At 62.5% G+C, this 19,796-nt stretch carries 20 protein-coding genes; 13 read left to right on the top strand and 7 right to left on the bottom strand.

Annotation, left to right across the window (positions count from 1 at the left end; genetic code table 11):
- Nucleotide 1: 1 nt before the first annotated feature.
- The 9 genes from D7325_RS09440 (at nucleotide 2) to D7325_RS09480 (ending at nucleotide 6,957) form a co-directional block, all read left to right on the top strand.
- Entirely contained in the window at nucleotides 2-1,075 is a 1,074-nt protein-coding gene (locus D7325_RS09440; protein ID WP_120995303.1) for a microcin C ABC transporter permease YejB, read from the top strand.
- Nucleotides 1,076-2,095 carry an ABC transporter permease gene (locus tag D7325_RS09445; RefSeq protein WP_120995304.1) on the top strand — a complete coding sequence of 340 codons (1,020 nt, stop codon included), beginning with the start codon at nucleotides 1,076-1,078 and terminating at the stop codon, nucleotides 2,093-2,095.
- Between the two features lies 1 nt (nucleotide 2,096).
- Nucleotides 2,097-3,707 (top strand): ABC transporter ATP-binding protein, encoded by a 1,611-nt coding sequence (locus D7325_RS09450; protein ID WP_120995305.1) that lies wholly within the window; start codon nucleotides 2,097-2,099, stop codon nucleotides 3,705-3,707.
- A gap of 14 nt (nucleotides 3,708-3,721) precedes the next feature.
- Nucleotides 3,722-4,516: an enoyl-ACP reductase FabI gene (gene fabI, locus D7325_RS09455; protein ID WP_120995306.1), complete on the top strand. Its 795-nt coding sequence runs from the start codon at nucleotides 3,722-3,724 to the stop codon at nucleotides 4,514-4,516.
- A 69-nt stretch (nucleotides 4,517-4,585) separates the two neighbouring features.
- Nucleotides 4,586-4,978 carry a sulfurtransferase complex subunit TusD gene (gene tusD / locus D7325_RS09460; RefSeq protein ID WP_120995307.1) on the top strand — a complete coding sequence of 131 codons (393 nt, stop codon included), beginning with the start codon at nucleotides 4,586-4,588 and terminating at the stop codon, nucleotides 4,976-4,978.
- Nucleotides 4,978-5,337 (top strand): sulfurtransferase complex subunit TusC, encoded by a 360-nt coding sequence (tusC, locus tag D7325_RS09465; protein ID WP_120995308.1) that lies wholly within the window; start codon nucleotides 4,978-4,980, stop codon nucleotides 5,335-5,337. Before tusD ends, tusC begins: the two co-directional genes overlap by 1 nt.
- Nucleotides 5,334-5,639, top strand: a complete 306-nt coding sequence (tusB, locus tag D7325_RS09470; protein WP_120995309.1) for a sulfurtransferase complex subunit TusB — start codon at nucleotides 5,334-5,336, stop codon at nucleotides 5,637-5,639. Before tusC ends, tusB begins: the two co-directional genes overlap by 4 nt.
- Entirely contained in the window at nucleotides 5,636-5,971 is a 336-nt protein-coding gene (locus D7325_RS09475) for a TusE/DsrC/DsvC family sulfur relay protein (RefSeq protein WP_120995310.1), read from the top strand. Before tusB ends, D7325_RS09475 begins: the two co-directional genes overlap by 4 nt.
- The gene (locus D7325_RS09480) at nucleotides 5,968-6,957 is read left to right on the top strand and encodes a glycosyl transferase family protein (protein WP_120995311.1); all 990 of its coding nucleotides are present in this window, start codon (nucleotides 5,968-5,970) and stop codon (nucleotides 6,955-6,957) included. The genes D7325_RS09475 and D7325_RS09480 overlap by 4 nt, the downstream gene beginning before the upstream one ends.
- Nucleotides 6,958-6,960: 3 nt before the next feature.
- Here D7325_RS09480 and cysG read toward each other — a convergent pair whose 3' ends face one another.
- From cysG to ftsK, 6 genes are all read right to left on the bottom strand, one after another.
- Entirely contained in the window at nucleotides 6,961-8,364 is a 1,404-nt protein-coding gene (gene cysG, locus D7325_RS09485; RefSeq protein WP_120995312.1) for a siroheme synthase CysG, read from the bottom strand.
- A 46-nt stretch (nucleotides 8,365-8,410) separates the two neighbouring features.
- Nucleotides 8,411-9,691 carry a serine--tRNA ligase gene (gene serS, locus D7325_RS09490; RefSeq protein WP_120995313.1) on the bottom strand — a complete coding sequence of 427 codons (1,281 nt, stop codon included), beginning with the start codon at nucleotides 9,689-9,691 and terminating at the stop codon, nucleotides 8,411-8,413.
- Nucleotides 9,692-9,754: 63 nt separating this feature from the next.
- Nucleotides 9,755-10,126, bottom strand: a complete 372-nt coding sequence (gene crcB / locus D7325_RS09495; protein ID WP_120995314.1) for a fluoride efflux transporter CrcB — start codon at nucleotides 10,124-10,126, stop codon at nucleotides 9,755-9,757.
- Nucleotides 10,123-11,448, bottom strand: coding sequence for a replication-associated recombination protein A (locus D7325_RS09500; RefSeq protein ID WP_120995315.1), 1,326 nt, complete (start codon nucleotides 11,446-11,448; stop codon nucleotides 10,123-10,125). Before D7325_RS09500 ends, crcB begins: the two co-directional genes overlap by 4 nt.
- 63 nt (nucleotides 11,449-11,511) lie before the next feature.
- Nucleotides 11,512-12,141, bottom strand: a complete 630-nt coding sequence (gene lolA, locus D7325_RS09505) for an outer membrane lipoprotein periplasmic chaperone LolA (RefSeq protein ID WP_120995316.1) — start codon at nucleotides 12,139-12,141, stop codon at nucleotides 11,512-11,514.
- A gap of 11 nt (nucleotides 12,142-12,152) precedes the next feature.
- A complete protein-coding gene (gene ftsK, locus D7325_RS09510) occupies nucleotides 12,153-14,555 on the bottom strand; it encodes a DNA translocase FtsK (protein WP_425452282.1) in 2,403 nt (800 codons plus the stop codon).
- Between the two features lie 206 nt (nucleotides 14,556-14,761).
- Here ftsK and trxB point away from each other — a divergent pair, with 206 nt between their 5' ends.
- The 4 genes from trxB to infA all read left to right on the top strand — a co-directional run bounded on the left by trxB (nucleotide 14,762) and on the right by infA (nucleotide 17,469).
- A complete protein-coding gene (gene trxB / locus D7325_RS09515; protein ID WP_120995318.1) occupies nucleotides 14,762-15,709 on the top strand; it encodes a thioredoxin-disulfide reductase in 948 nt (315 codons plus the stop codon).
- 30 nt (nucleotides 15,710-15,739) lie between these two features.
- Nucleotides 15,740-16,456 (top strand): leucyl/phenylalanyl-tRNA--protein transferase, encoded by a 717-nt coding sequence (aat, locus tag D7325_RS09520; protein WP_120995319.1) that lies wholly within the window; start codon nucleotides 15,740-15,742, stop codon nucleotides 16,454-16,456.
- Nucleotides 16,453-17,160 carry an arginyltransferase gene (locus D7325_RS09525; protein WP_120995320.1) on the top strand — a complete coding sequence of 236 codons (708 nt, stop codon included), beginning with the start codon at nucleotides 16,453-16,455 and terminating at the stop codon, nucleotides 17,158-17,160. Before aat ends, D7325_RS09525 begins: the two co-directional genes overlap by 4 nt.
- 90 nt (nucleotides 17,161-17,250) lie before the next feature.
- Nucleotides 17,251-17,469, top strand: coding sequence for a translation initiation factor IF-1 (infA, locus tag D7325_RS09530; RefSeq protein WP_002553999.1), 219 nt, complete (start codon nucleotides 17,251-17,253; stop codon nucleotides 17,467-17,469).
- 55 nt (nucleotides 17,470-17,524) lie between these two features.
- On the opposite strand, the gene clpA is transcribed toward infA, so the two are convergent.
- Nucleotides 17,525-19,795, bottom strand: a complete 2,271-nt coding sequence (gene clpA / locus D7325_RS09535; RefSeq protein ID WP_120995321.1) for an ATP-dependent Clp protease ATP-binding subunit ClpA — start codon at nucleotides 19,793-19,795, stop codon at nucleotides 17,525-17,527.
- Nucleotide 19,796: the final 1 nt, after the last annotated feature.

Raw genomic sequence — 19,796 nt, forward strand, 5'->3', positions numbered from 1 at the left:
CATGCTGGCGTACATCATCCGCCGCCTGCTGCTGATCATCCCCACCCTGTTCGGCATCCTGCTCATCAACTTCGTCATCATCCAGGCCGCGCCGGGCGGCCCGGTCGAGCAGGCGATCGCCAAGCTGGAAGGCTTCGAAGGCGCGACCAGCCGCATCTCGGGCGGCGGCTCGGAGGTATCGGTCGGCGGTTCGAGCTATCGCGGTGCCCAGGGTCTCGATCCGGCGCTGATCGCCGAAATCGAGCGCCTCTACGGATTCGACAAACCGCCACATGAGCGCTTCCTGATCATGCTGCGTAATTACGCGCAGTTCGATTTCGGCGAGAGCTTCTTCCGTGATGCCAAGGTGACCGACCTCATCCTGGAAAAGATGCCGGTCTCCATCTCGCTCGGGTTGTGGAGCACGCTGATCATGTACCTGGTGTCGATCCCGCTCGGCATCGCCAAGGCCACCCGCCACGGCAGCGCCTTCGACGTCTGGACCAGTTCGGTGATCGTGGTCGGCTACGCGATACCGGCGTTCCTGTTCGCCATCCTGCTGATCGTCCTGTTCGCTGGCGGCAGCTACTGGGACTGGTTCCCGCTGCGCGGCCTGACCTCGCCGAACTTCGACGAGTTGTCGCTGGGCGGCAAGATCCGCGATTACTTCTGGCACCTCGTCCTGCCGATCACGGCGTTGGTGATCGGCAACTTCGCCACCTTGACGCTGCTGACCAAGAACAGCTTTCTCGACGAGATCGGCAAACAGTACGTGACCACCGCGCGCGCCAAGGGGCTGTCGCGCAACCGCGTGCTGTACGGCCATGTATTCCGCAACGCCATGCTGATCATCATCGCCGGCTTTCCCTCGGCGTTCATCGGCATGTTCTTCACCGGCTCGCTGCTGATCGAGGTGATCTTCTCGCTGGACGGCCTGGGCCTGCTGAGCTTCGAGGCGGCAGTCAACCGGGATTACCCGGTGGTGTTCGGCACCCTGTTCCTCTTCACGCTGCTGGGCCTGGTGGTCAAGCTGATCGGCGACCTGAGCTACATGCTGGTGGACCCGCGGATCGATTTCGAAAGCAGGGAGGCTTGAATGGCGCTGTCACCGCTGAATGCGCGTCGCTGGGCGCTGTTCAAGGCCAACCGGCGAGGCTGGTGGTCGCTCTGGATCTTTCTGGTGCTGTTCGTTCTCTCGCTCGGCGCCGAACTCATCGCCAACGACAAACCCATCGTCGCCCGCTTCGATGGCCAATGGTATTTCCCGGTGTTCGAGCGCTACCCGGAAACCACCTTTGGCGGCGAATTCCCCTTGCAGACGAACTACAAGAGCCCCTACATCCAGGAACTGTTCGAGAAGAACGACGGCTGGATGCTCTGGCCTCCGATCCGGTTCGAGCACTCGAGCATCAACTACAACCTGCAGGTGCCGGCACCCGCCCCGCCGTCACTGGAAAACTGGCTCGGGACCGATGACCAGGGCCGGGACGTCCTCGCCCGGATCATCTACGGCTTCCGGATATCGGTCCTCTTCGCCCTCACCCTGACGATCCTGAGTTCGATCATCGGCGTCATCGCCGGCGCTCTCCAGGGCTTCTACGGCGGTTGGGTCGACCTGATCGGGCAGCGGCTGCTGGAGGTCTGGTCGGGGCTGCCGGTGCTCTATCTGCTGATCATTCTGGCGAGCTTCGTGCAGCCGAACTTCTGGTGGCTGCTGGGCATCATGCTGCTCTTCTCCTGGATGAGCCTGGTCGACGTGGTGCGCGCGGAGTTCCTGCGCGGCCGAAACCTTGAATACGTGCGTGCGGCGCGGGCGCTGGGCATGAAGAACGGCGCGATCATGTTCAAGCACATCCTGCCGAATGCGATGGTATCGACCATGACGTTCATGCCATTCATCCTGACCGGCGCGATCGGCACGCTGACGGCGCTGGACTTCCTCGGCTTCGGCCTGCCGCCCGGCGCCCCTTCGCTCGGCGAACTGGTCGCCCAGGGCAAGGCGAACCTCCAGGCCCCCTGGCTCGGCATCAGCGCCTTCGTGGTGCTGGCACTGATGCTCTCGCTGCTGGTGTTCATCGGCGAAGCCGCCCGCGACGCCTTCGATCCGAGGAAGTGAGATGTCCGAGATCCTAATGCAAGTGCGGGACCTTGCCGTCGAGTTCAGCTCGGGCGAACGCAGCCAGCGGGTCGTCGAGCAGGTGAGTTTCGATGTGTACAAGGGGAAGACGCTGGCGCTGGTCGGCGAGAGCGGTTCGGGCAAGTCGGTGACCGCTCACTCGATCCTGCGCCTGCTGCCCTACCCGACCGCCCGGCACCCGGCCGGCGAGATCCGCTACGACGGCAGGAACCTGCTCGAAGCCAGCGAAAAAGAGATGCGTCGCCTGCGCGGCAATCGCATCGCGATGGTTTTCCAGGAGCCGATGACCTCGCTCAACCCGCTGCACACCGTGGGCAAGCAGATCATCGAAGTGCTCGCGCTGCACAAAGGGCTGCGCGGCAAGGCGGCGCTCGAGCGTGCCATCGAGCTGCTCGAGCTGGTCGGCATCCCGACACCGGCCGAGCGTATTCGCGCCTATCCGCATGAACTTTCCGGTGGCCAGCGTCAGCGGGTGATGATCGCGATGGCATTGGCCAACGAGCCGGAACTGCTGATCGCCGACGAGCCGACCACGGCGCTGGACGTCACCGTCCAGCTCAAGATCCTCGAACTGCTCAAGGAACTCCAGGCGCGGCTGGGCATGGCTATCCTGCTGATCAGCCACGACCTCAACCTCGTTCGCCGTATCGCCGACCAGGTATGTGTCATGCAACGAGGTCGCGTCGTCGAACAGGCGTCGTGTGAACAGCTCTTTCGCGCACCGAGCCATCCGTATACCCGCGAGTTGCTGGAGGCGGAGCCCAGCGGTGCGCCGGTCGAGACGTTGCCGGCGCCACCGTTGCTGACCGCCACGGACGTGCGGGTGTGGTTCCCGATCAAGAAGGGCCTGTTCCGCCGTACGGTCGATCACGTCAAGGCGGTCGATGGGGTCAGCTTCGAGCTGCCGCGCGGTCAGACGCTCGGCATCGTCGGGGAAAGCGGCTCGGGCAAGTCGACGCTGGGGTTGGCGTTGTTGCGTCTATTGCAGAGTCGCGGCGCGATCCAGTTCGACGGCACGCCGATCGAGGGCATGGGCCAGGCCGAGATACGACCGCTTCGACGTCAGATGCAGGTGGTCTTTCAGGACCCGTATGGCAGCCTGAGCCCGCGAATGTCGGTGGGCCAGATCATCGGTGAGGGCCTTCGCATTCATCGGATCGGGACGGCGCAGGAACAGGAGCAGGCGATCGTCGACGCCCTGACGGAGGTGGGCCTCGACCCCGAGACGCGGCACCGTTACCCACACGAGTTTTCTGGCGGGCAGCGACAGCGAATCGCGATCGCCCGGGCGCTGGTGCTCAAGCCGGCGCTCATCCTGCTAGACGAGCCGACCTCGGCACTGGACAGGACGGTTCAACGACAAGTGGTGGAACTCCTGCGTAATCTGCAGGCGAAGTACAACCTGACCTACCTGTTCATCAGCCATGACCTGGCTGTGGTACGCGCACTGAGCCACCAACTGATGGTGGTGCAACGCGGAACGGTGGTCGAACAAGGGCCTGCGCACGAGGTGTTCGCGGCGCCCGGTCATCCATACACCAAGCAGCTGCTGGAGTCGGCCTTCCTGGCCCCGGTAGCCAACGAAAACTGAAGAGGGACAAGTACATGGGTTTTCTCACCGGCAAGCGCGTACTCATCGTCGGGGTCGCCAGCAAACTGTCGATCGCCTCGGGTATCGCCGCGGCAATGCACCGTGAGGGTGCCGAGCTGGCGTTCACCTACCAGAATGACAAGCTCAAGGGGCGCGTCGAGGAGTTCGCCAGCGGCTGGGGCTCCGGGCCGGAATTGTGCTTCCCCTGCGACGTCGCCAACGACGAGGACATCGCCAAGGTATTCGAGGCGCTCAGCCAGAAGTGGGATGGTCTGGATTGCATCGTGCATTCGGTCGGCTTCGCGCCGGGCGACCAGCTCAATGGCGACTTCACCGACGTGACCACCCGCGAGGGTTTCAAGATCGCCCATGACATCAGCGCGTACAGCTTCGTCGCCCTCGCCAAGGCTGGCCGGGAGATGATGAAAGGCCGCAACGGCAGCCTGCTGACCCTGTCCTACCTGGGCGCTGAGCGCACCATGCCGAACTACAACGTGATGGGCATGGCGAAGGCGAGCCTGGAAGCAGGCGTGCGCTACCTGGCCGGCAGCCTCGGTCCGGAAGGCACCCGAGTCAACTGCATCTCGGCCGGACCTATCCGCACCCTGGCCGCCTCCGGCATCGCCAGCTTCCGCAAGATGCTGGCCGCGAACGAAAAGCAGACGCCGCTGCGCCGCAACGTGACCATCGAGGAAGTGGGTAACGCCGGCGCGTTCCTCTGCTCCGACCTGGCCTCGGGCATCAGTGGCGAGATCCTTTACGTCGACGGCGGCTTCAATACCACCGCGATGGGCTCGCTGGAAGACTGACCAATCGACCGTCCGCAGGCGAGGCCCTACCCTCGCTCGCGGCCCGGTCGTTGTGAATGAAAGGCCACTATGAAGTTCACGATTGCCGTTTTCGGTGCGCCGCATGCGCCCGGCACGCGCCGGGCACTCCGCTTCGCCCAGGCCGCGCTGGCGGGAGGGCATGAAATCGTGCGGGTATTTCTCTATCGGGAAGCGGTCCAGACGGCCTCGGCCAACCTCGTATCCCCCCAGGACGAGACGGACATGGGCCGCGCCTGGCAACGCTTCGTTGCGGACAACCAGATCGATGCGGTCGTCTGTATTGCCGCCGCGCTACGCCGAGGCGTGCTCGATACCGGCGAAGCGCAGCGCTACCAGCGCCCTGCCGCCAACCTTGCTGCGGGCTGGGCATTGTCAGGGCTTGGCCAGTTGCACGAAGCGGCCCAACAATGCGACCGCCTGGTCTGCTTCGGAGATCAATGATGGCGCGCTCGATGCTGGTCATTTCACGACAGGCCCCCTGGTCCGGCCTGGCTGCTCGCGAAGCCCTGGACATCGCCCTGGCTGGCGGTGCTTTCGAGCTACCGCTCGCCCTGTTGCTGCTTGACGATGGCGTGTTCCAGCTGAGCGCTGGACAGCGACCGGAATCCCTCGAGCAGAAGGATCTGTCGGCCAATCTCAAGGCCCTGCCCCTCTTTGGTATCGAAACGATCCATGTCGCCCGTGACAGTCTCGTGCAACGAGGCCTCGACATCGATTCGCTCGGTCATCCCATCGAGCTGATCGAGGAGAGCCGACTGGGCGACTTCATCGCACGGTTCGACCATGTGGTGACGCTATGACAACGCTGCACGTTGTTTCCCATTCCCCTTTCGCCGATGACCGCCTGCAAAGCTGCATTCGGTTATTGCGACCCGAAGACGGCCTGCTGCTGTGCGGCAACGCGGTCGAGGCACTGCGCGACGGTACGAAGCCGCGCGCCTTGCTCGACGAGGCTGCCGCAGCCTCGCGCAGCATCTATGCACTGGACGAAGACCTCGCGGCGCGCGCGCTGGCTGGACTGCCCGAATGGCTCCGTGCGGTCGACTATGCGGGCTTCGTCGAGCTGAGCTGCCAGTATCAGCGTGTCAACGGCTGGACATGAGTGAACTGATGCACGACGGGCGCGCCATAGCGCTCGATCAGGATGGCTACCTTTGCCGGCTGGACGACTGGAGCGAAGCCGTGGCGCAACAGCTGGCCGAACGGGAAGGCATCCAGCTGACCGAGGCGCACTGGGAGATTCTTCGCCTGCTCCGTGACTTCTACGCCGAATTCCAGCTGGCGCCTGCGACACGTCCATTGATCCGCTACGTCGCGCAACAACTCGGCCCGGAGAAAGGCAACAGCCTGCACCTCAACCGCCTTTTCAACGGCACCCCCGCCAAGCTCGCTGCGAAACTGGCCGGGCTGCCCAAGCCGAGCAATTGCCTATGAGCCTCTCACTCGTCACACCCACCGAGCACGCCTTCGCCGAGTTCGTGCGCATCATCGGCAAAGGCAAGCGTGGCGCGCGTTCGCTCACCCGCGAGGAAGCGAACGCCGCAATGGGCATGATCCTCGATGGCGAGGTCGAGGAGGTGCAGCTGGGCGCGTTTCTGATGCTGCTTCGGCACAAGGAAGAAACTGCTGAGGAGCTGGCCGGCTTCACCGAAGCTGTGCGCGCGCGCCTGCCAGAGACTGGGCTCGACGTCGACATCGACTGGCCCAGCTATGCCGGCAAGAAGCGGCACCTGCCCTGGTTTCTGCTCGCGGCCAAGTGCCTGGCTGGCCACGGTGTGCGCATCCTGCTCCACGGCGGCGGCGCGCACACGCCAGGCCGGGTGTATACCGAGCAATACGTGGATTTGCTTGGGATTCCGGTCTGTCAGCATTGGGAAGGCGTCGGCCAGGCGCTCGATCGGCACCACATTGCGTTCATCCCGCTGTCGGCGTGGTCGCCGCGACTCCAGCGCATGATCGACTTGCGTCGCCTGCTCGGGCTGCGCTCGCCGATTCACTCGCTCGCCCGCGTGCTGAATCCGCTTGGCGCACGTTGCGGGCTACAGAGCATTTTCCATCCCGGCTACCAGGAAACCCACCGGGAGGCGAGCCGCCTGCTCGGCGATAACGTCATCGTCATCAAAGGGGAAGGTGGCGAGATAGAGATCAATCCAGACAACGCCAGCACGCTTTACGGAACTACAGGCGGGAACGCCTGGAATGAAGTGTGGCCTGCGATGGCGACGCATCGGCACGTCAAGCCGGAGCGGCTCGACCCCAATCATCTCGCCGCCGTATGGCGAGGCGAAGCGGCCGATGAGTATGGCGAGCTGGCGGTGATCGCGACCATCGCCCTCGCCCTGCGCGGGCTGGGTGCGACGCAGGAAGAGGCCTTCGAGCGAGCCGGCCGGTATTGGCTGGCTCGGCACGACGCTATGTGACGTTCAGCCGATCGAAGGCTGTGAATCGCGGCCTTCGAACCAGGCCAGCTTTTCCCTGAGTCGCACCACATCGCCGACGATCAGCAGCGTCGGCGCCTGCACCTCTTCAGCCGCAACGATGCCTGGCAGTTCGGCCAGCGTACCGGTCAGTACGCGCTGGTTGCTCGTCGTGCCCTGCTGAACCAGCGCCGCCGGCGTAGTCGCCGCCATACCCTGTGCGATGAGTTGAGCGCAGATGACCGGCAGCCCGACCAGTCCCATGTAGAACACCAGCGTTTGACCGGGCGCCGCCAACTGCTGCCACGGAAGATCGCAGGAGCCATCCTTCAGGTGGCCGGTAACGAAACGAACCGACTGTGCATGATCCCTGTGGGTCAGCGGGATGCCGGCGTAAGCCGCGCAACCGCTGGCCGCGGTGATGCCGGGTACGACCTGGAACGGCACACCATGGGCTGCCAGCTCTTCGATCTCCTCGCCGCCGCGGCCGAAGATGAACGGGTCTCCGCCCTTGAGCCGCAACACGCGCTTGCCTTCACGCGCCAGGGAGACCAATTGGCCATTGATCTGCTCCTGCGGCAATGCATGCTCGGAACGACGCTTGCCGACATAGATGCGATCGGCATCGCGTCGGCACATGTCGAGAATCGCGGGCGCCACCAGGCGGTCGTAGAGCACGACATCGGCCTGCTGCATGAGCCGCAGTGCACGGAAAGTGAGCAGATCCGGATCGCCGGGCCCTGCGCCCACCAGGTACACCTCACCCCTGTGGGCCGGCGCCTGATCGGTCAGCTTCTGCTCGATCAGACGCTCCGCCTCGGCAACCTGACCTGCCAGCGCTCGCTCGGCGATCGGTCCCTGAAAGACTTCTTCCCAGAAGATACGCCGCTGCCGGACGTCAGGGCGCGACGCCTTCACCCGCTGCCTGAAGCGTTTCGCCAAGCCGGCGAGCTGGCCGTAGGCGGCAGGAATCCAGGCTTCGAGACGTGCCCGAATCAGCCTTGCCAGCACCGGCGCATCGCCGCCGCTGGAGACGGCGACCATCAGCGGCGAACGGTCGACGATGGCCGGAAAGATGACCGTACACAAGGCCGGCGAATCCACCACGTTGACGGGCGTGCCCTGCTCCCTGGCCTGGTGTGACAGGCGCGCGTTGAGGGCGTCGTCGTCGGTGGCCGCGATGACCAGCACACTGCCGTCCATGTCGCTCGGCTCGTATGCACGCGCCATGCATGCTCCGCCGGCCGAGACCACCAGTTGCTCGAGTTCCGGATCGATCCGCGTGGCGACGACCCGCAGCCGGGCGCCGGCCTCCAGCAACAACCGGGCCTTGCGCAGCGCGACCTCACCGCCGCCAACGACCAGCACCAGCCGGTCGTGTAGATCGTGAAACAGCGGCAAGTAATCCATGCGATTCCTCATCGACGACGCCAGCGCCTGGCCGGTGAAAGGCCGATCAGCCGATCAGTTCGAGACCGGCCATATAGGGTTTCAGCACGTCAGGCACACGGATCGTTCCGTCCGCCTGCTGATAGTTCTCGAGCACGGCCACCAGCGTGCGGCCTACCGCAAGCCCCGACCCGTTCAGGGTATGTACCAGCTCCGGCTTGCCGGTCTCGGGGTTCCGATAGCGAGCCTGCATGCGACGCGCCTGGAAGTCGCCGCAATTCGAGCAGGAGGAAATCTCACGGTACTTGCCCTGGCTAGGCACCCACACCTCGAGGTCGTAGGTCTTGGTGGCGCTGAACCCCATGTCGCCGGTGCACAACGCAAGGACGCGGTAAGGCAGTTCGAGCGCCTGCAGCACGCGTTCGGCATTGGCCGTGAGGCTTTCCAGCGCCTCGGCGGATTTTGCCGGCTCCACGATCTGCACCATTTCGACCTTGTCGAACTGGTGTTGGCGAATCATTCCGCGGGTGTCGCGACCGGACGCGCCCGCCTCGCTGCGGAAACACGGCGTGTGGGCCACCAGCTTCAGCGGCAATTGCGAGGCGTCCAGTATTTCGCCCGATACCACGTTGGTCAGCGACACCTCGGCGGTCGGGATCAAGTACAGATCGGCCTCTTTGTCGCGCCGTATGCAGAACAGATCTTCCTCGAACTTGGGCAACTGGCCCGTGCCCTGCAACGCCGGCGCCTGGACCAGATAAGGCGTATAGGCCTCTTCATAGCCATGCTCGCGGGTATGCAGATCGAGCATGAACTGCGCAAGCGCCCGATGCAGACGAGCGATCGGACCGCGCATCAGGGCGAAACGGGCGCCAGACAGCCGGGCGGCGCGCTCGAAATCAAGCCAGCCGTGACGCTCGCCGAGCGCGACATGATCCTGAACGTCGAAATCGAACTGACGCGGCTGGCCCCAGCGCCGGATTTCCACGTTCTCTTCTTCGCTTGCGCCCTGAGGCACGTCTTCGGCAGGCAGGTTCGGCAGGCTCAGCAGAAGCGCGTCGAGTTCGGATTGGATCTGGTCGAGCTCGCGCTTGGACGACTCGAGCTCGCCGCCCATGCGCTCCACGTCGGCAAGCAGAGGCGCGATGTCCTCGCCGCGCTGCTTGGCCTGGCCAATGCTTTTCGAGCGTGCGTTGCGCTCGGCCTGCAACGTCTCGGACCGCGTTTGCACGGTCTTGCGACGGGCTTCGAGGGATTCAAGTTGAGCGACATCCAGCTGGTAGCCGCGGGCGGCCAGCCGCGTCGCGACCTCATGGGGCTGAGTGCGGACCAGTTTCGAATCAAGCATGTGGGGATCTCTTCGTTACGCACGCGTCTGAAAGCGCGCAGTTTAATGCCAACGCGGTTCGGCTCACAGCTGCGCAAGTGTCACGCCCAGCCAGGCCGAGGCCAATCCGCCGAAGACGCTCAGCGCGACATAACCGATGGCCAGCGCAATGCGGCCATCTTCGAACAACCGCAGCGCATCCAGCGAGAAGGTGGAAAACGTCGTGAAGGCGCCCAGAAAGCCAACCAACAGCGCCTGGCGTATCGGCAGGGAAAGTTCGTGACGACCTGCCCATACATAGAGAAAGCCAATGGCGGCGCACCCCAGCAGGTTGATCAGCAAGGTCGCGAGAAACGCGTGCCGGGGCAGATGCTGCGCAATCCATTGACTGAGGCCGAAGCGCAGCAGCGTGCCGACGACGCCGGCGATGGAAACGCCGAGCACCATGGCCATCATGGCTTGCGCCTGCGCTTCTGGCTGGTCCTGTCCAGCTTGGCCAAGTGTTCGAGCTTGTCGGCAATCTTGCTCTCCAGCCCTCGCGGCACGGGCTGGTAATAGCGACGCGGCTCCAGCGACTCGGGGAAATAATCCTCGCCGGCGGCATAGGCGTCCGGTTCGTCATGCGCGTACCGATAACCCTCGCCGTATCCGAGTTCTTTCATCAGGCGTGTCGGGGCGTTGCGCAGGTGCAGCGGAACCTCCAGCGAGCCGGTTTGCGCCACGTCCGCGCGGGCCGCCTTGTAGGCCAGGTAGGCCGCGTTGCTCTTTGGGGCGCAGGCGAGATAGACGATCGCCTGAGCGATCGCCAGCTCACCCTCAGGGCTGCCGAGCCGCTCCTGCACGTCCCAGGCCGAGAGACACAGGCCGAGCGCCCGCGGATCGGCGTTGCCGATCTCTTCACTGGCCATGCGCACGACGCGACGGGCGATATAAAGCGGATCGCAACCGCCGTCGAGCATCCGGGCGAACCAATACAGCGCCCCGTCGGGACTGGAGCCCCGCACGGATTTATGCAGCGCCGAAATCTGGTCGTAGAAGGCTTCCCCGCCCTTGTCGAAACGCCGCAAGCCGTCGCCGAGAACGCCCTCCAGCAGATCGACCGTGACCTCGCTGCCCTCCGGTGCGAGGTCGGCGACGTTCTCGAGCAGGTTCAACAAGCGACGCCCATCGCCATCGGCGGCAGCAATCAGCAAACGGCGGCTTTGTGCGGGGATTTCGAGCGCCAGGTGAGCCAGGCCGCGCGGGTCGGTCAGCGCCCTCGTGAGCAAGTCATCGAGCGCTTCGGACGAGAGCGACTTGAGCGTGTAGACGCGTGCGCGGGACAGCAACGCGTTGTTCAGCTCGAAGGAAGGGTTCTCGGTCGTCGCACCGACGAAAATCAGGGTTCCGTCTTCGACATAGGGCAGGAAGGCGTCCTGCTGCGATTTGTTGAAACGGTGCACCTCATCGACGAACAGCAAGGTCCTGCGGCGATATTGCGCCGCTTGCTGGCGAGCCACATCGACCGCCTGGCGTATTTCCTTGACCCCGGCGAGCACAGCCGAAACCGTCTCGAAGTGAGCATCCGTCACCTTCGCCAGCAGCCGCGCAAGGGTCGTCTTGCCCACGCCGGGAGGCCCCCAGAAGATCATCGAGTGCAGCGCGCCCCGCTCCAGCGCGTCGCGCAATGGACGGCCCGGTGCAAGCAGATGCTCTTGCCCGACGTATTCGTCCAGCGATGCGGGCCGCAGACGCGCCGCCAGGGGCTGGGCGACTGGGTCCTGTCCGAATAGATCCATGGATGGCTCTGTCAGTGACGGCTCGGAATGACGAAAGGCTTTTCAGGTCGCCAGATTCGATCGTTACTCCGAAATGACATCGACGCCTTCGGGCACCTCGAAGGTGAACAATCCGGCCTCCAGTGGCTGGTTCATTTCGACGTTCGAGAACAGGATGTTGGTCCTTTGGCCGACGCTGTCGATCAGCTGCATGTCGTTGATGACACCCGAGCGGAACGACAACCGCAGGCTGTCGAACAGGCTATCGCCGCCCTTGGGTTCGAGCACGAAGTCGATGACATCCCCACTGCGCTTGTGGCTGATCTCGAAGTTCTCGCTGATCTGCGAGACGTCGCCGGATAGCAGAAGAGCCGGTGTGTGAGTCAATCGCTGATCCAGCGTCTGGATGGTGACTTGCTGCAGATCGGGATCGTACAGCCAGACTTTCTGGCCATCCGACACCAGCAACTGCTCCATCGGCTGGTCGGTGTGCCAGCGGAACTGGCCGGGACGCTTCAGCGCGATTTCACCGCTGGTTTCCTGCAACTGAGTGCCGGTGCCATCGAGCGAGAGCTGTGAAAAGCGTGCGGTCAAGGTGTCGGCCTGCTTGAGCAGGCGAGTCAACTCTTCGGCTGAGCCTGTCTGTGCGAAGGCAGGAACGGTTCCGAGCAGTAGCAGGAACACAAAGGTGGTGCAGATGCGGATGAGCTTCATAGGGCCTCGTATCAATCGCGCATGGGGGCAGGTGCAATGACCTCGCGCGATCCGTTGGTGTTCATCGGTGTCACCACGCCGGCCATCTCCATCGCTTCGATCATGCGGGCGGCGCGGTTGTAACCGATCTTGAGCTTGCGCTGGACGGCGGAGATCGAAGCGCGTCGGCTTTCGAGGACGAAGCGAACGGCCTCATCGTACAGCGCATCCTCCTCGCTGCCTTCGCCGCCTTCCATGCCGGTGCTGTCGAAGCTGCCACTACCCTCTTCGGCCCCGGCCAGGATTTCCTCGATGTAATCCGGTGCGCCCCTGGCTTTCCAGGCTTCGACGACGCGGTGAACCTCGTCGTCCGAAACGAATGCGCCATGCACGCGAATCGGCAAGCCCGTACCGGGTGGCAGGTAAAGCATGTCGCCATGCCCCAGCAACTGTTCGGCTCCGCCCTGATCCAGAATGGTGCGGGAGTCGATCTTGCTGGACACCTGAAATGCCATGCGTGTGGGAATGTTGGCCTTGATCAGGCCGGTGATGACATCCACGGAAGGACGCTGCGTCGCCAGGATGAGGTGGATTCCGGCGGCGCGGGCCTTCTGCGCGATGCGAGCGATCAGTTCTTCGACCTTCTTGCCGACGATCATCATCATGTCGGCGAACTCATCGACGACGACCACGATGGTCGGCAAGGTCTTCAGCAGCGGAGCCTCGTCTTCCATGCTCTCGCGGCGATACAGCGGGTCAGGCAGCGGCGCGCCGGCCTCCTCGGCATCTTTCACTTTGCGGTTGAACCCCGCCAGGTTCCGCACGCCCATCGCCGCCATCAGCTTGTAGCGTCGTTCCATTTCCGCAACGCTCCAGCGCAGGGCGTTGGCGGCCTCCTTCATGTCCGTCACGACGGGGCAAAGCAGATGCGGAATGCCTTCGTAGATCGACAGCTCGAGCATCTTCGGATCGATCATGATCATGCGTGCGTCTTCCGGTCCCGACTTGAACAGGATCGACAAGATCATCGCGTTCACGCCGACTGACTTCCCCGAGCCCGTGGTGCCGGCAACCAGCAGGTGCGGCATCTTGGCCAGATCGGCGATGACGGGCTTGCCGCCGATGTCATGCCCCAGCGCCAGCGTGACCGGAGAGCGCGCGTTGTCGTATTCGGTCGAGGAAAGAACCTCGGAGAACCGCACGATCTGACGGTCCTCGTTCGGGATCTCGATGCCAACCGTGGTCTTGCCTGGAATCACCTCGACCACCCGAACGCTGATGACCGCAAGCGATCTGGCCAGGTCCTTCGCCAGGTTGGAGATACGGCTGACTTTCACGCCGGGCGCCGGCTGGATTTCGAACCGGGTAATCACCGGACCGGGATGAACGGATTCGACCACCACCTCGACGCCGAACTCCTTGAGTTTGATCTCCAGCAACCTGGACATCGCTTCAAGCGATTCGGGCGAAAACTGCTTCTGCTTCTTTTCGGCGGCGTCGAGCAGGGAAATCGGCGGCAGACTCCCGTCCGCCAGGGTATCGACGAACAGCGGGGCCTGCTTTTCCTTCAGCACACGCTTGCTGGGCTCCGGTGCCTTTGCAGCGGTCGGAACGCTGATGACCGGTGCGGGGCGCGATTCGCGATCGCTCATGTGCTTGGCGAGATTTTCCTCGCGTTTTAGCAGCCGCTCCTTCGCGCGCGCACGCTCGCGCTGATCGCTGACTACCGGCGCAACCACCTCGCTGACCCGCTCGTCGGCTTCGCGAAGCTGAGTGACCAGTTGCTTGCGCTCGCTCCGGGCGGCCCACCAGCGACCGAAAAAGCCCTGAACCAGTTCGACCAGATCCAGGGTTATCTTGCCGGTGACATCCATGACGCGAAACCATGACAGGTCAGCGAACACGGTCAGCCCGAACAGGAACAGGGCCAGGAACAACAGAGTGCTGCCCTGCACATTGAGCGAGAGCACGGCGAGCTGTCCGAGGCTTTCCCCGAGCGCTCCGCCCGCCGACGCAGGCATGTGGCTGCCGGCGGAAAAGTGGATATAGGCCAGTGCCGAGCCGGAGAGAATCAAAAACACCAGCCCGATCAGGCGCCAGGAGAACAGCCAGCCACTCCATTGCCACGGCAGATGCCGACCCTTGAAGACCTGCCAGGTCTTGATCGCCAGCAACAGCGGGAACAGGTAGGCGAAATAACCAAGGGCCATGAACAGGACGTCTGCGAACCACGCGCCGGCACGGCCAGCGGCATTCTGCACCTGCTCCACACTGCTGGTATGCGTCCAGCCCGGGTCTGCGGGGTCGTAGGTCAGCAGTGCCATCCAGAGGTACACGCAGAGCGCCGCGAGGGCGATCAATGCGCCTTCTTTGAGGCGGTAATTGAGTTGCTGCCGCCAGGCTGCGACAAGCGACGTAGTGGGCGAATTCTTCAAAACAACGGATTCCTGCCTGCTAAGGCGCGTCTTTTTGCGAGTGCTCATTGCGAGCATTGTACGGATTTGCCGCTGGCACGCCCATCGCACAGGATGCCGGCGACGCATTCACCGAAGCTTCGGTGTAGCATACCGGCCTCATTTCGATTGGCGTCTCGACTGGAGCACGCTTCCCTATTTGCAACAAAGGCTTATGAGGGGTTTCCATGAGCGAAGTCAAGCACTCGCGCCTGATCATTCTCGGATCCGGCCCAGCGGGTTACACGGCGGCGGTATACGCAGCGCGGGCTAACCTCAAGCCCGTCGTCATCACCGGCATCCAGCCTGGCGGTCAGCTGACGACGACAACCGAAGTCGACAATTGGCCAGGCGATCCGGAGGGGCTCACCGGGCCGGTATTGATGGAGCGCATGCAGCAGCATGCCGAGCGTTTCGATACGCAGATCATCCACGACCACATCCATACGGCCGAACTTCGTTCCAAGCCGCTGACCCTGCATGGAGACAACGGCACCTATACCTGCGATGCGCTGATCATCGCGACCGGAGCATCAGCCCAATACCTGGGATTGCCTTCGGAAGATGCGTTTGCCGGACGCGGGGTTTCGGCCTGCGCCACCTGCGATGGCTTCTTCTATCGCAACCAGGTCGTTGCGGTGGTCGGTGGTGGCAATACCGCCGTCGAGGAGGCCTTGTACCTCTCGAACATCGCGCGCGAAGTCCACCTGATCCATCGTCGGGACAAGCTGCGCTCGGAAAAGATTCTGCAAGACAAGATCCTGGAGAAATCGCGCTCGGGCAACATTCGGTTGCACTGGAATCACACGCTCGAGGAAGTGCTGGGCGACAGCAGCGGCGTGACCGGGCTGCGGTTGCGCAGCACAACCGACGGCAACGAAAAGCGTCTCGATGTTTCGGGCGTGTTCATCGCGATCGGCCATAAGCCCAATACCGATCTCTTCGTCGGACAACTCGACATGCGGGATGGCTATCTGCTTGTGCGCGGGGGATCCAATGGCGATGCGACCGCGACCAACATTCCTGGTGTGTTTGCAGCAGGCGATGTGGCCGATCATGTCTACCGTCAGGCCATCACCTCCGCAGGGGCCGGCTGCATGGCCGCCCTCGACGCCGAGAAATATCTCGACGAGTAAGACCCCTGCCCTGCCTCCGGCTCGCACGTCATGCTGAATTGGCTTCCTCGCGATCGCTATCTGTTTCCGCCGCTCGAGGCTGCGCTGAAGAAACCTAACGGCCTTCTGGCGGCAGGAGGCGACCTTTCGCCCGGGCGGCTCGTTGCCGCCTATCGCCATGGTTGTTTCCCCTGGTTCCAGGAAGGCCAGCCGCCCCTATGGTGGTCTCCGGATCCCAGAATGGTGCTTTACCCCTCGGAGCTGCACGTGTCGCGGAGCTTGCGCAAAACCATGCGGCGCGGGCAATTCGAGGTTAGTTTCGATCGCTGCTTTCGGAACGTGATCGAGGCCTGCGCAAGGCCGCGACTTTATGCGGAAGGCACCTGGATAACCTCGGCCATGCAGGATGCCTACGTCACACTGCATGAGCAGGGCATCGCGCACTCCGTCGAGGTCTGGCAGGACGAACGGCTGGTAGGAGGCCTCTACGGCCTGTCGATGGGCCGACTATTCTTTGGGGAGTCGATGTTCAGCACGGTGACCGATGCATCCAAGGTTGGCTTCGTGACGCTGGTTGAACGACTGAAGGAATGGGAATTCGAATTGATAGATTGCCAGATGCATACCGGGCACCTGGCCAGCCTCGGCGCCCGCCCCATCGCCCGAGCACAGTTTCGACAGTGTCTTGAGCGTGGGCTGGATCAACCAACCGCGGCATCCTGGGTACCGGGCAGCACGGCCGATGAACTGACGCGAGCGCTACCATGACCTCACTGGCTAGACTCAAGTTTTACGCGACTCAGCCTCACGCGTGCAGCTACCTACCGGACGAGCAGGCGACGACCCTGTTTCTCGACCCCAGCCAGCCAATGGACGTGGGCATCTATGCAGAGCTGTCGGAGATCGGCTTTCGACGAAGTGGCGATCATCTCTACCGTCCCCACTGCCAGCGCTGCAGCGCCTGTATTCCGGCGAGAATACCGGCCCGTGGTTTCCAGCCTTCGCGTCAACAAAAGCGAATCTTGAAACGCAACGGTGATCTAGGCATCTCTGAGGTGAGGCCCCGCTTCACCGAGGAGTATTACGGGCTTTATTCGCGCTACATCGAAACGCGGCATGCCGACGGAGACATGTATCCGCCGACGCGCGACCAGTTCAATACGTTCCTGGTTCGAGACCTGCCCTTTTGCCGTTTCTATGAGTTTCGGCTGGAAAGCCGGCTGCTGGCCGTTGCCGTCACCGACATCCTTCCGAATGGCCTGTCTGCCGTCTACACCTTCTATGCGCCGGAAGAAGAGCGGCGCAGTCTCGGCCGCTTCGCCATCCTGTGGCAGATCGCCGAAGCTCGCCGACTTGGACTCGATGCGGTGTACCTCGGCTACTGGATCAAGACCTGCCGCAAGATGAACTACAAAACCGAGTACCGACCGATCGAGCTGCTGGTGAATCAACGCTGGGTCAACTTGACCTGACCCTTGGCGCTTGGGCACGTTTCGGGCACAATACTTGCCGCTTTTGCCGGCATCACGCCCGGCCAATCCAGACACCGAGGGCTCTATTGCATGTCGAAAGAAGACAGCTTCGAAATGGAAGGTACTGTCGTCGACACCCTGCCCAACACCATGTTCCGTGTGGAGTTGGAAAATGGGCATGTCGTTACTGCGCATATTTCCGGAAAGATGCGCAAGAATTACATCCGAATTCTTACTGGCGACAAGGTCCGCGTCGAGCTGACTCCGTACGACCTGAGCAAAGGCCGCATCACCTATCGCGCCCGTTGATCTAAGAAATGAAAAAGCCCGGCAACCGCCGGGCTTTTTCATTCTTCCTCTTTAACTAGGCCAGCTCTGCGGTGATTTCGTAATCGAAGGTCAGATCGTCATTCTCGACGTCGATATGCACCGTTCCACCATGCTCTGCCAACTCACCGAACAAGATTTCTTCAGCCAGCGGCCGCTTGATCTTGTCCTGTATCAAGCGACTCATCGGCCGGGCACCCATCTGCACGTCATATCCTCGCTCGGCTAGCCAGCTGCGTGCCGTCTCGGAGACTTCCAGCGTGACGTGTTTATCTTCCAGCTGCGCCTGCAGTTCGATAAGAAACTTGTCGACGATGCTCTTGATGACTTCATGACTGAGCCGGCCAAACTGGATGATGGTATCGAGGCGATTCCGGAATTCCGGAGTGAAGCTCTTCTTGATCACTTCCATGGCATCAGATGCGTGGTCCTGATGCGTGAAGCCGATCGATGCTCTTGAGGCCGTCTCCGCACCGGCATTGGTCGTCATGACGATGATGACATTCCGGAAATCAGCTTTTCGCCCGTTGTTGTCGGTCAGAGTGCCGTGGTCCATCACCTGCAGCAGAAGATTGAAAACCTCAGGGTGTGCTTTTTCGATTTCATCGAGCAGCAGCACGCAATGAGGCTGCTTGGTAATCGCTTCGGTCAACAACCCACCCTGATCGAAACCGACATAGCCGGGAGGCGCACCAATGAGACGCGAAACGGTGTGCCGCTCCATGTATTCCGACATATCGAAGCGAATCAGCTCTATACCAAGCGCCTTGGCAAGCTGTCGGGCTACCTCGGTCTTACCGACGCCAGTGGGCCCGGCGAACAGGAACGACCCTACCGGCTTATCCGGCGACTTGAGCCCGGCGCGCGATAGCTTGATCGCAGTTGCCAGGGACTCGATGGCGCGATCCTGGCCGAAGACGGTCAGTTTCAAATCGCGCTCGAGGTTACGCAGCAGTTCCTTGTCGGACGTGCTGACATGCTTCGGCGGAATGCGGGCGATCTTCGCGACAATGTCTTCCACTTCCGCCACATCGATCCGAGCCACGCGACGCTCTTCCGGCAGCAGCCGCTGGTAGGCTCCCGCCTCATCGATCACGTCGATAGCCTTGTCGGGCATATGCCGATCGTTGATATAGCGTGAAGCCAGCTCGGCGGCTGCCCGCAGTGCCTCATCGCTGTATTCGATCCCATGGTGCTGCTCGAAGCGTGGCTTGAGCCCCCTAAGAATGCCGACTGTATCCTCGACCGACGGCTCGGATACATCGACCTTCTGGAAGCGTCTGGCGAGTGCCCGATCCTTCTCGAATATGCCCCTGAATTCCTGGAAGGTCGTCGAGCCGATGCAGCGGATCTCGCCGGACGAAAGCAAAGGCTTGAGCAGGTTCGATGCATCCATCACCCCACCCGACGCGGCTCCTGCCCCAATGATGGTATGGATCTCATCGATAAAAAGGATGGCATGGGGGCGCTTGCGCAATTCGTTCAGCAGAGCCTTGAAGCGCTTCTCGAAATCGCCGCGGTACTTGGTGCCGGCAAGCAGTGCACCCAAATCCAGCGAATAAACGACACTGTCCGCGAGCAGATCGGGCACCTGGTTATCCACGATGCGTTTGGCGAGCCCTTCTGCAATGGCGGTCTTGCCGACCCCGGCCTCGCCAACGAGCAGCGGATTGTTCTTCCGTCGTCTCGCGAGAATCTGCGCGACGCGCTCGACTTCATGCTCGCGACCCACGAGCGGATCGATCCGGCCCTGCCGGGCGATTTCGTTGAGATTGCTCGCATAAGCATCGAGCGGGTGGCTGGCGGACGACGACTCCGCAACGTCCTCGTCTTGCGTATCGGGCTCGCCATCGCTTCCGGACGGATTGCCCTGCACCTTGGAAATGCCATGGGCAATGAAATTGACGACGTCGATCCTTGCCACGCTTTGCTGCTTGAGCAGAAACACGGCTTGGCTTTCCTGCTCGCTGAAGATTGCAACCAGGACATTGGCGCCAGTGACTTCGCGCTTTCCCGAGCTCTGCACGTGGAAGACAGCGCGCTGAAGGACGCGCTGGAAACCAAGTGTTGGCTGGGTTTCGCGCTCTTCATCATGCTGCGGAATGAGTGGTGTGGTGGAGTCGATGAACTCTTGCAGGTCTCGCCGCAACTTGTCCAGGTTCGCTCCGCATGCGCGTAGCACGGTGGCGGCCGCCTCATTGTCCAGCAGCGCCAACAGGAGGTGCTCAACCGTCATGAACTCATGGCGCTTGGTGCGTGCCTCTTTGAAAGCCAGATTCAGAGTGACTTCGAGCTCACGGTTCAACATA

The sequence above is a fragment of the Stutzerimonas urumqiensis genome, from assembly GCF_003640395.1.
Taxonomy (GTDB): domain Bacteria; phylum Pseudomonadota; class Gammaproteobacteria; order Pseudomonadales; family Pseudomonadaceae; genus Stutzerimonas; species Stutzerimonas urumqiensis.

Excerpts from the sequence above, each read along its gene's own strand:
- clpA (WP_120995321.1), bottom strand. The coding sequence starts at position 19,795 with ATGTTGAACCGTGAGCTCGAAGTCACTCTGAATCTGGCTTTCAAAGAG.
- lolA (WP_120995316.1), bottom strand. The coding sequence starts at position 12,141 with ATGAAGCTCATCCGCATCTGCACCACCTTTGTGTTCCTGCTACTGCTC.
- D7325_RS09450 (WP_120995305.1), top strand. The coding sequence starts at position 2,097 with ATGTCCGAGATCCTAATGCAAGTGCGGGACCTTGCCGTCGAGTTCAGC.
- tusB (WP_120995309.1), top strand. The coding sequence starts at position 5,334 with ATGACAACGCTGCACGTTGTTTCCCATTCCCCTTTCGCCGATGACCGC.
- D7325_RS09500 (WP_120995315.1), bottom strand. The coding sequence starts at position 11,448 with ATGGATCTATTCGGACAGGACCCAGTCGCCCAGCCCCTGGCGGCGCGT.
- D7325_RS09525 (WP_120995320.1), top strand. The coding sequence starts at position 16,453 with ATGACCTCACTGGCTAGACTCAAGTTTTACGCGACTCAGCCTCACGCG.
- tusC (WP_120995308.1), top strand. The coding sequence starts at position 4,978 with ATGGCGCGCTCGATGCTGGTCATTTCACGACAGGCCCCCTGGTCCGGC.
- aat (WP_120995319.1), top strand. The coding sequence starts at position 15,740 with ATGCTGAATTGGCTTCCTCGCGATCGCTATCTGTTTCCGCCGCTCGAG.
- D7325_RS09475 (WP_120995310.1), top strand. The coding sequence starts at position 5,636 with ATGAGTGAACTGATGCACGACGGGCGCGCCATAGCGCTCGATCAGGAT.
- fabI (WP_120995306.1), top strand. The coding sequence starts at position 3,722 with ATGGGTTTTCTCACCGGCAAGCGCGTACTCATCGTCGGGGTCGCCAGC.
- tusD (WP_120995307.1), top strand. The coding sequence starts at position 4,586 with ATGAAGTTCACGATTGCCGTTTTCGGTGCGCCGCATGCGCCCGGCACG.
- serS (WP_120995313.1), bottom strand. The coding sequence starts at position 9,691 with ATGCTTGATTCGAAACTGGTCCGCACTCAGCCCCATGAGGTCGCGACG.
- D7325_RS09440 (WP_120995303.1), top strand. The coding sequence starts at position 2 with ATGCTGGCGTACATCATCCGCCGCCTGCTGCTGATCATCCCCACCCTG.
- trxB (WP_120995318.1), top strand. The coding sequence starts at position 14,762 with ATGAGCGAAGTCAAGCACTCGCGCCTGATCATTCTCGGATCCGGCCCA.
- D7325_RS09445 (WP_120995304.1), top strand. The coding sequence starts at position 1,076 with ATGGCGCTGTCACCGCTGAATGCGCGTCGCTGGGCGCTGTTCAAGGCC.
- crcB (WP_120995314.1), bottom strand. The coding sequence starts at position 10,126 with ATGATGGCCATGGTGCTCGGCGTTTCCATCGCCGGCGTCGTCGGCACG.
- infA (WP_002553999.1), top strand. The coding sequence starts at position 17,251 with ATGTCGAAAGAAGACAGCTTCGAAATGGAAGGTACTGTCGTCGACACC.
- D7325_RS09480 (WP_120995311.1), top strand. The coding sequence starts at position 5,968 with ATGAGCCTCTCACTCGTCACACCCACCGAGCACGCCTTCGCCGAGTTC.
- cysG (WP_120995312.1), bottom strand. The coding sequence starts at position 8,364 with ATGGATTACTTGCCGCTGTTTCACGATCTACACGACCGGCTGGTGCTG.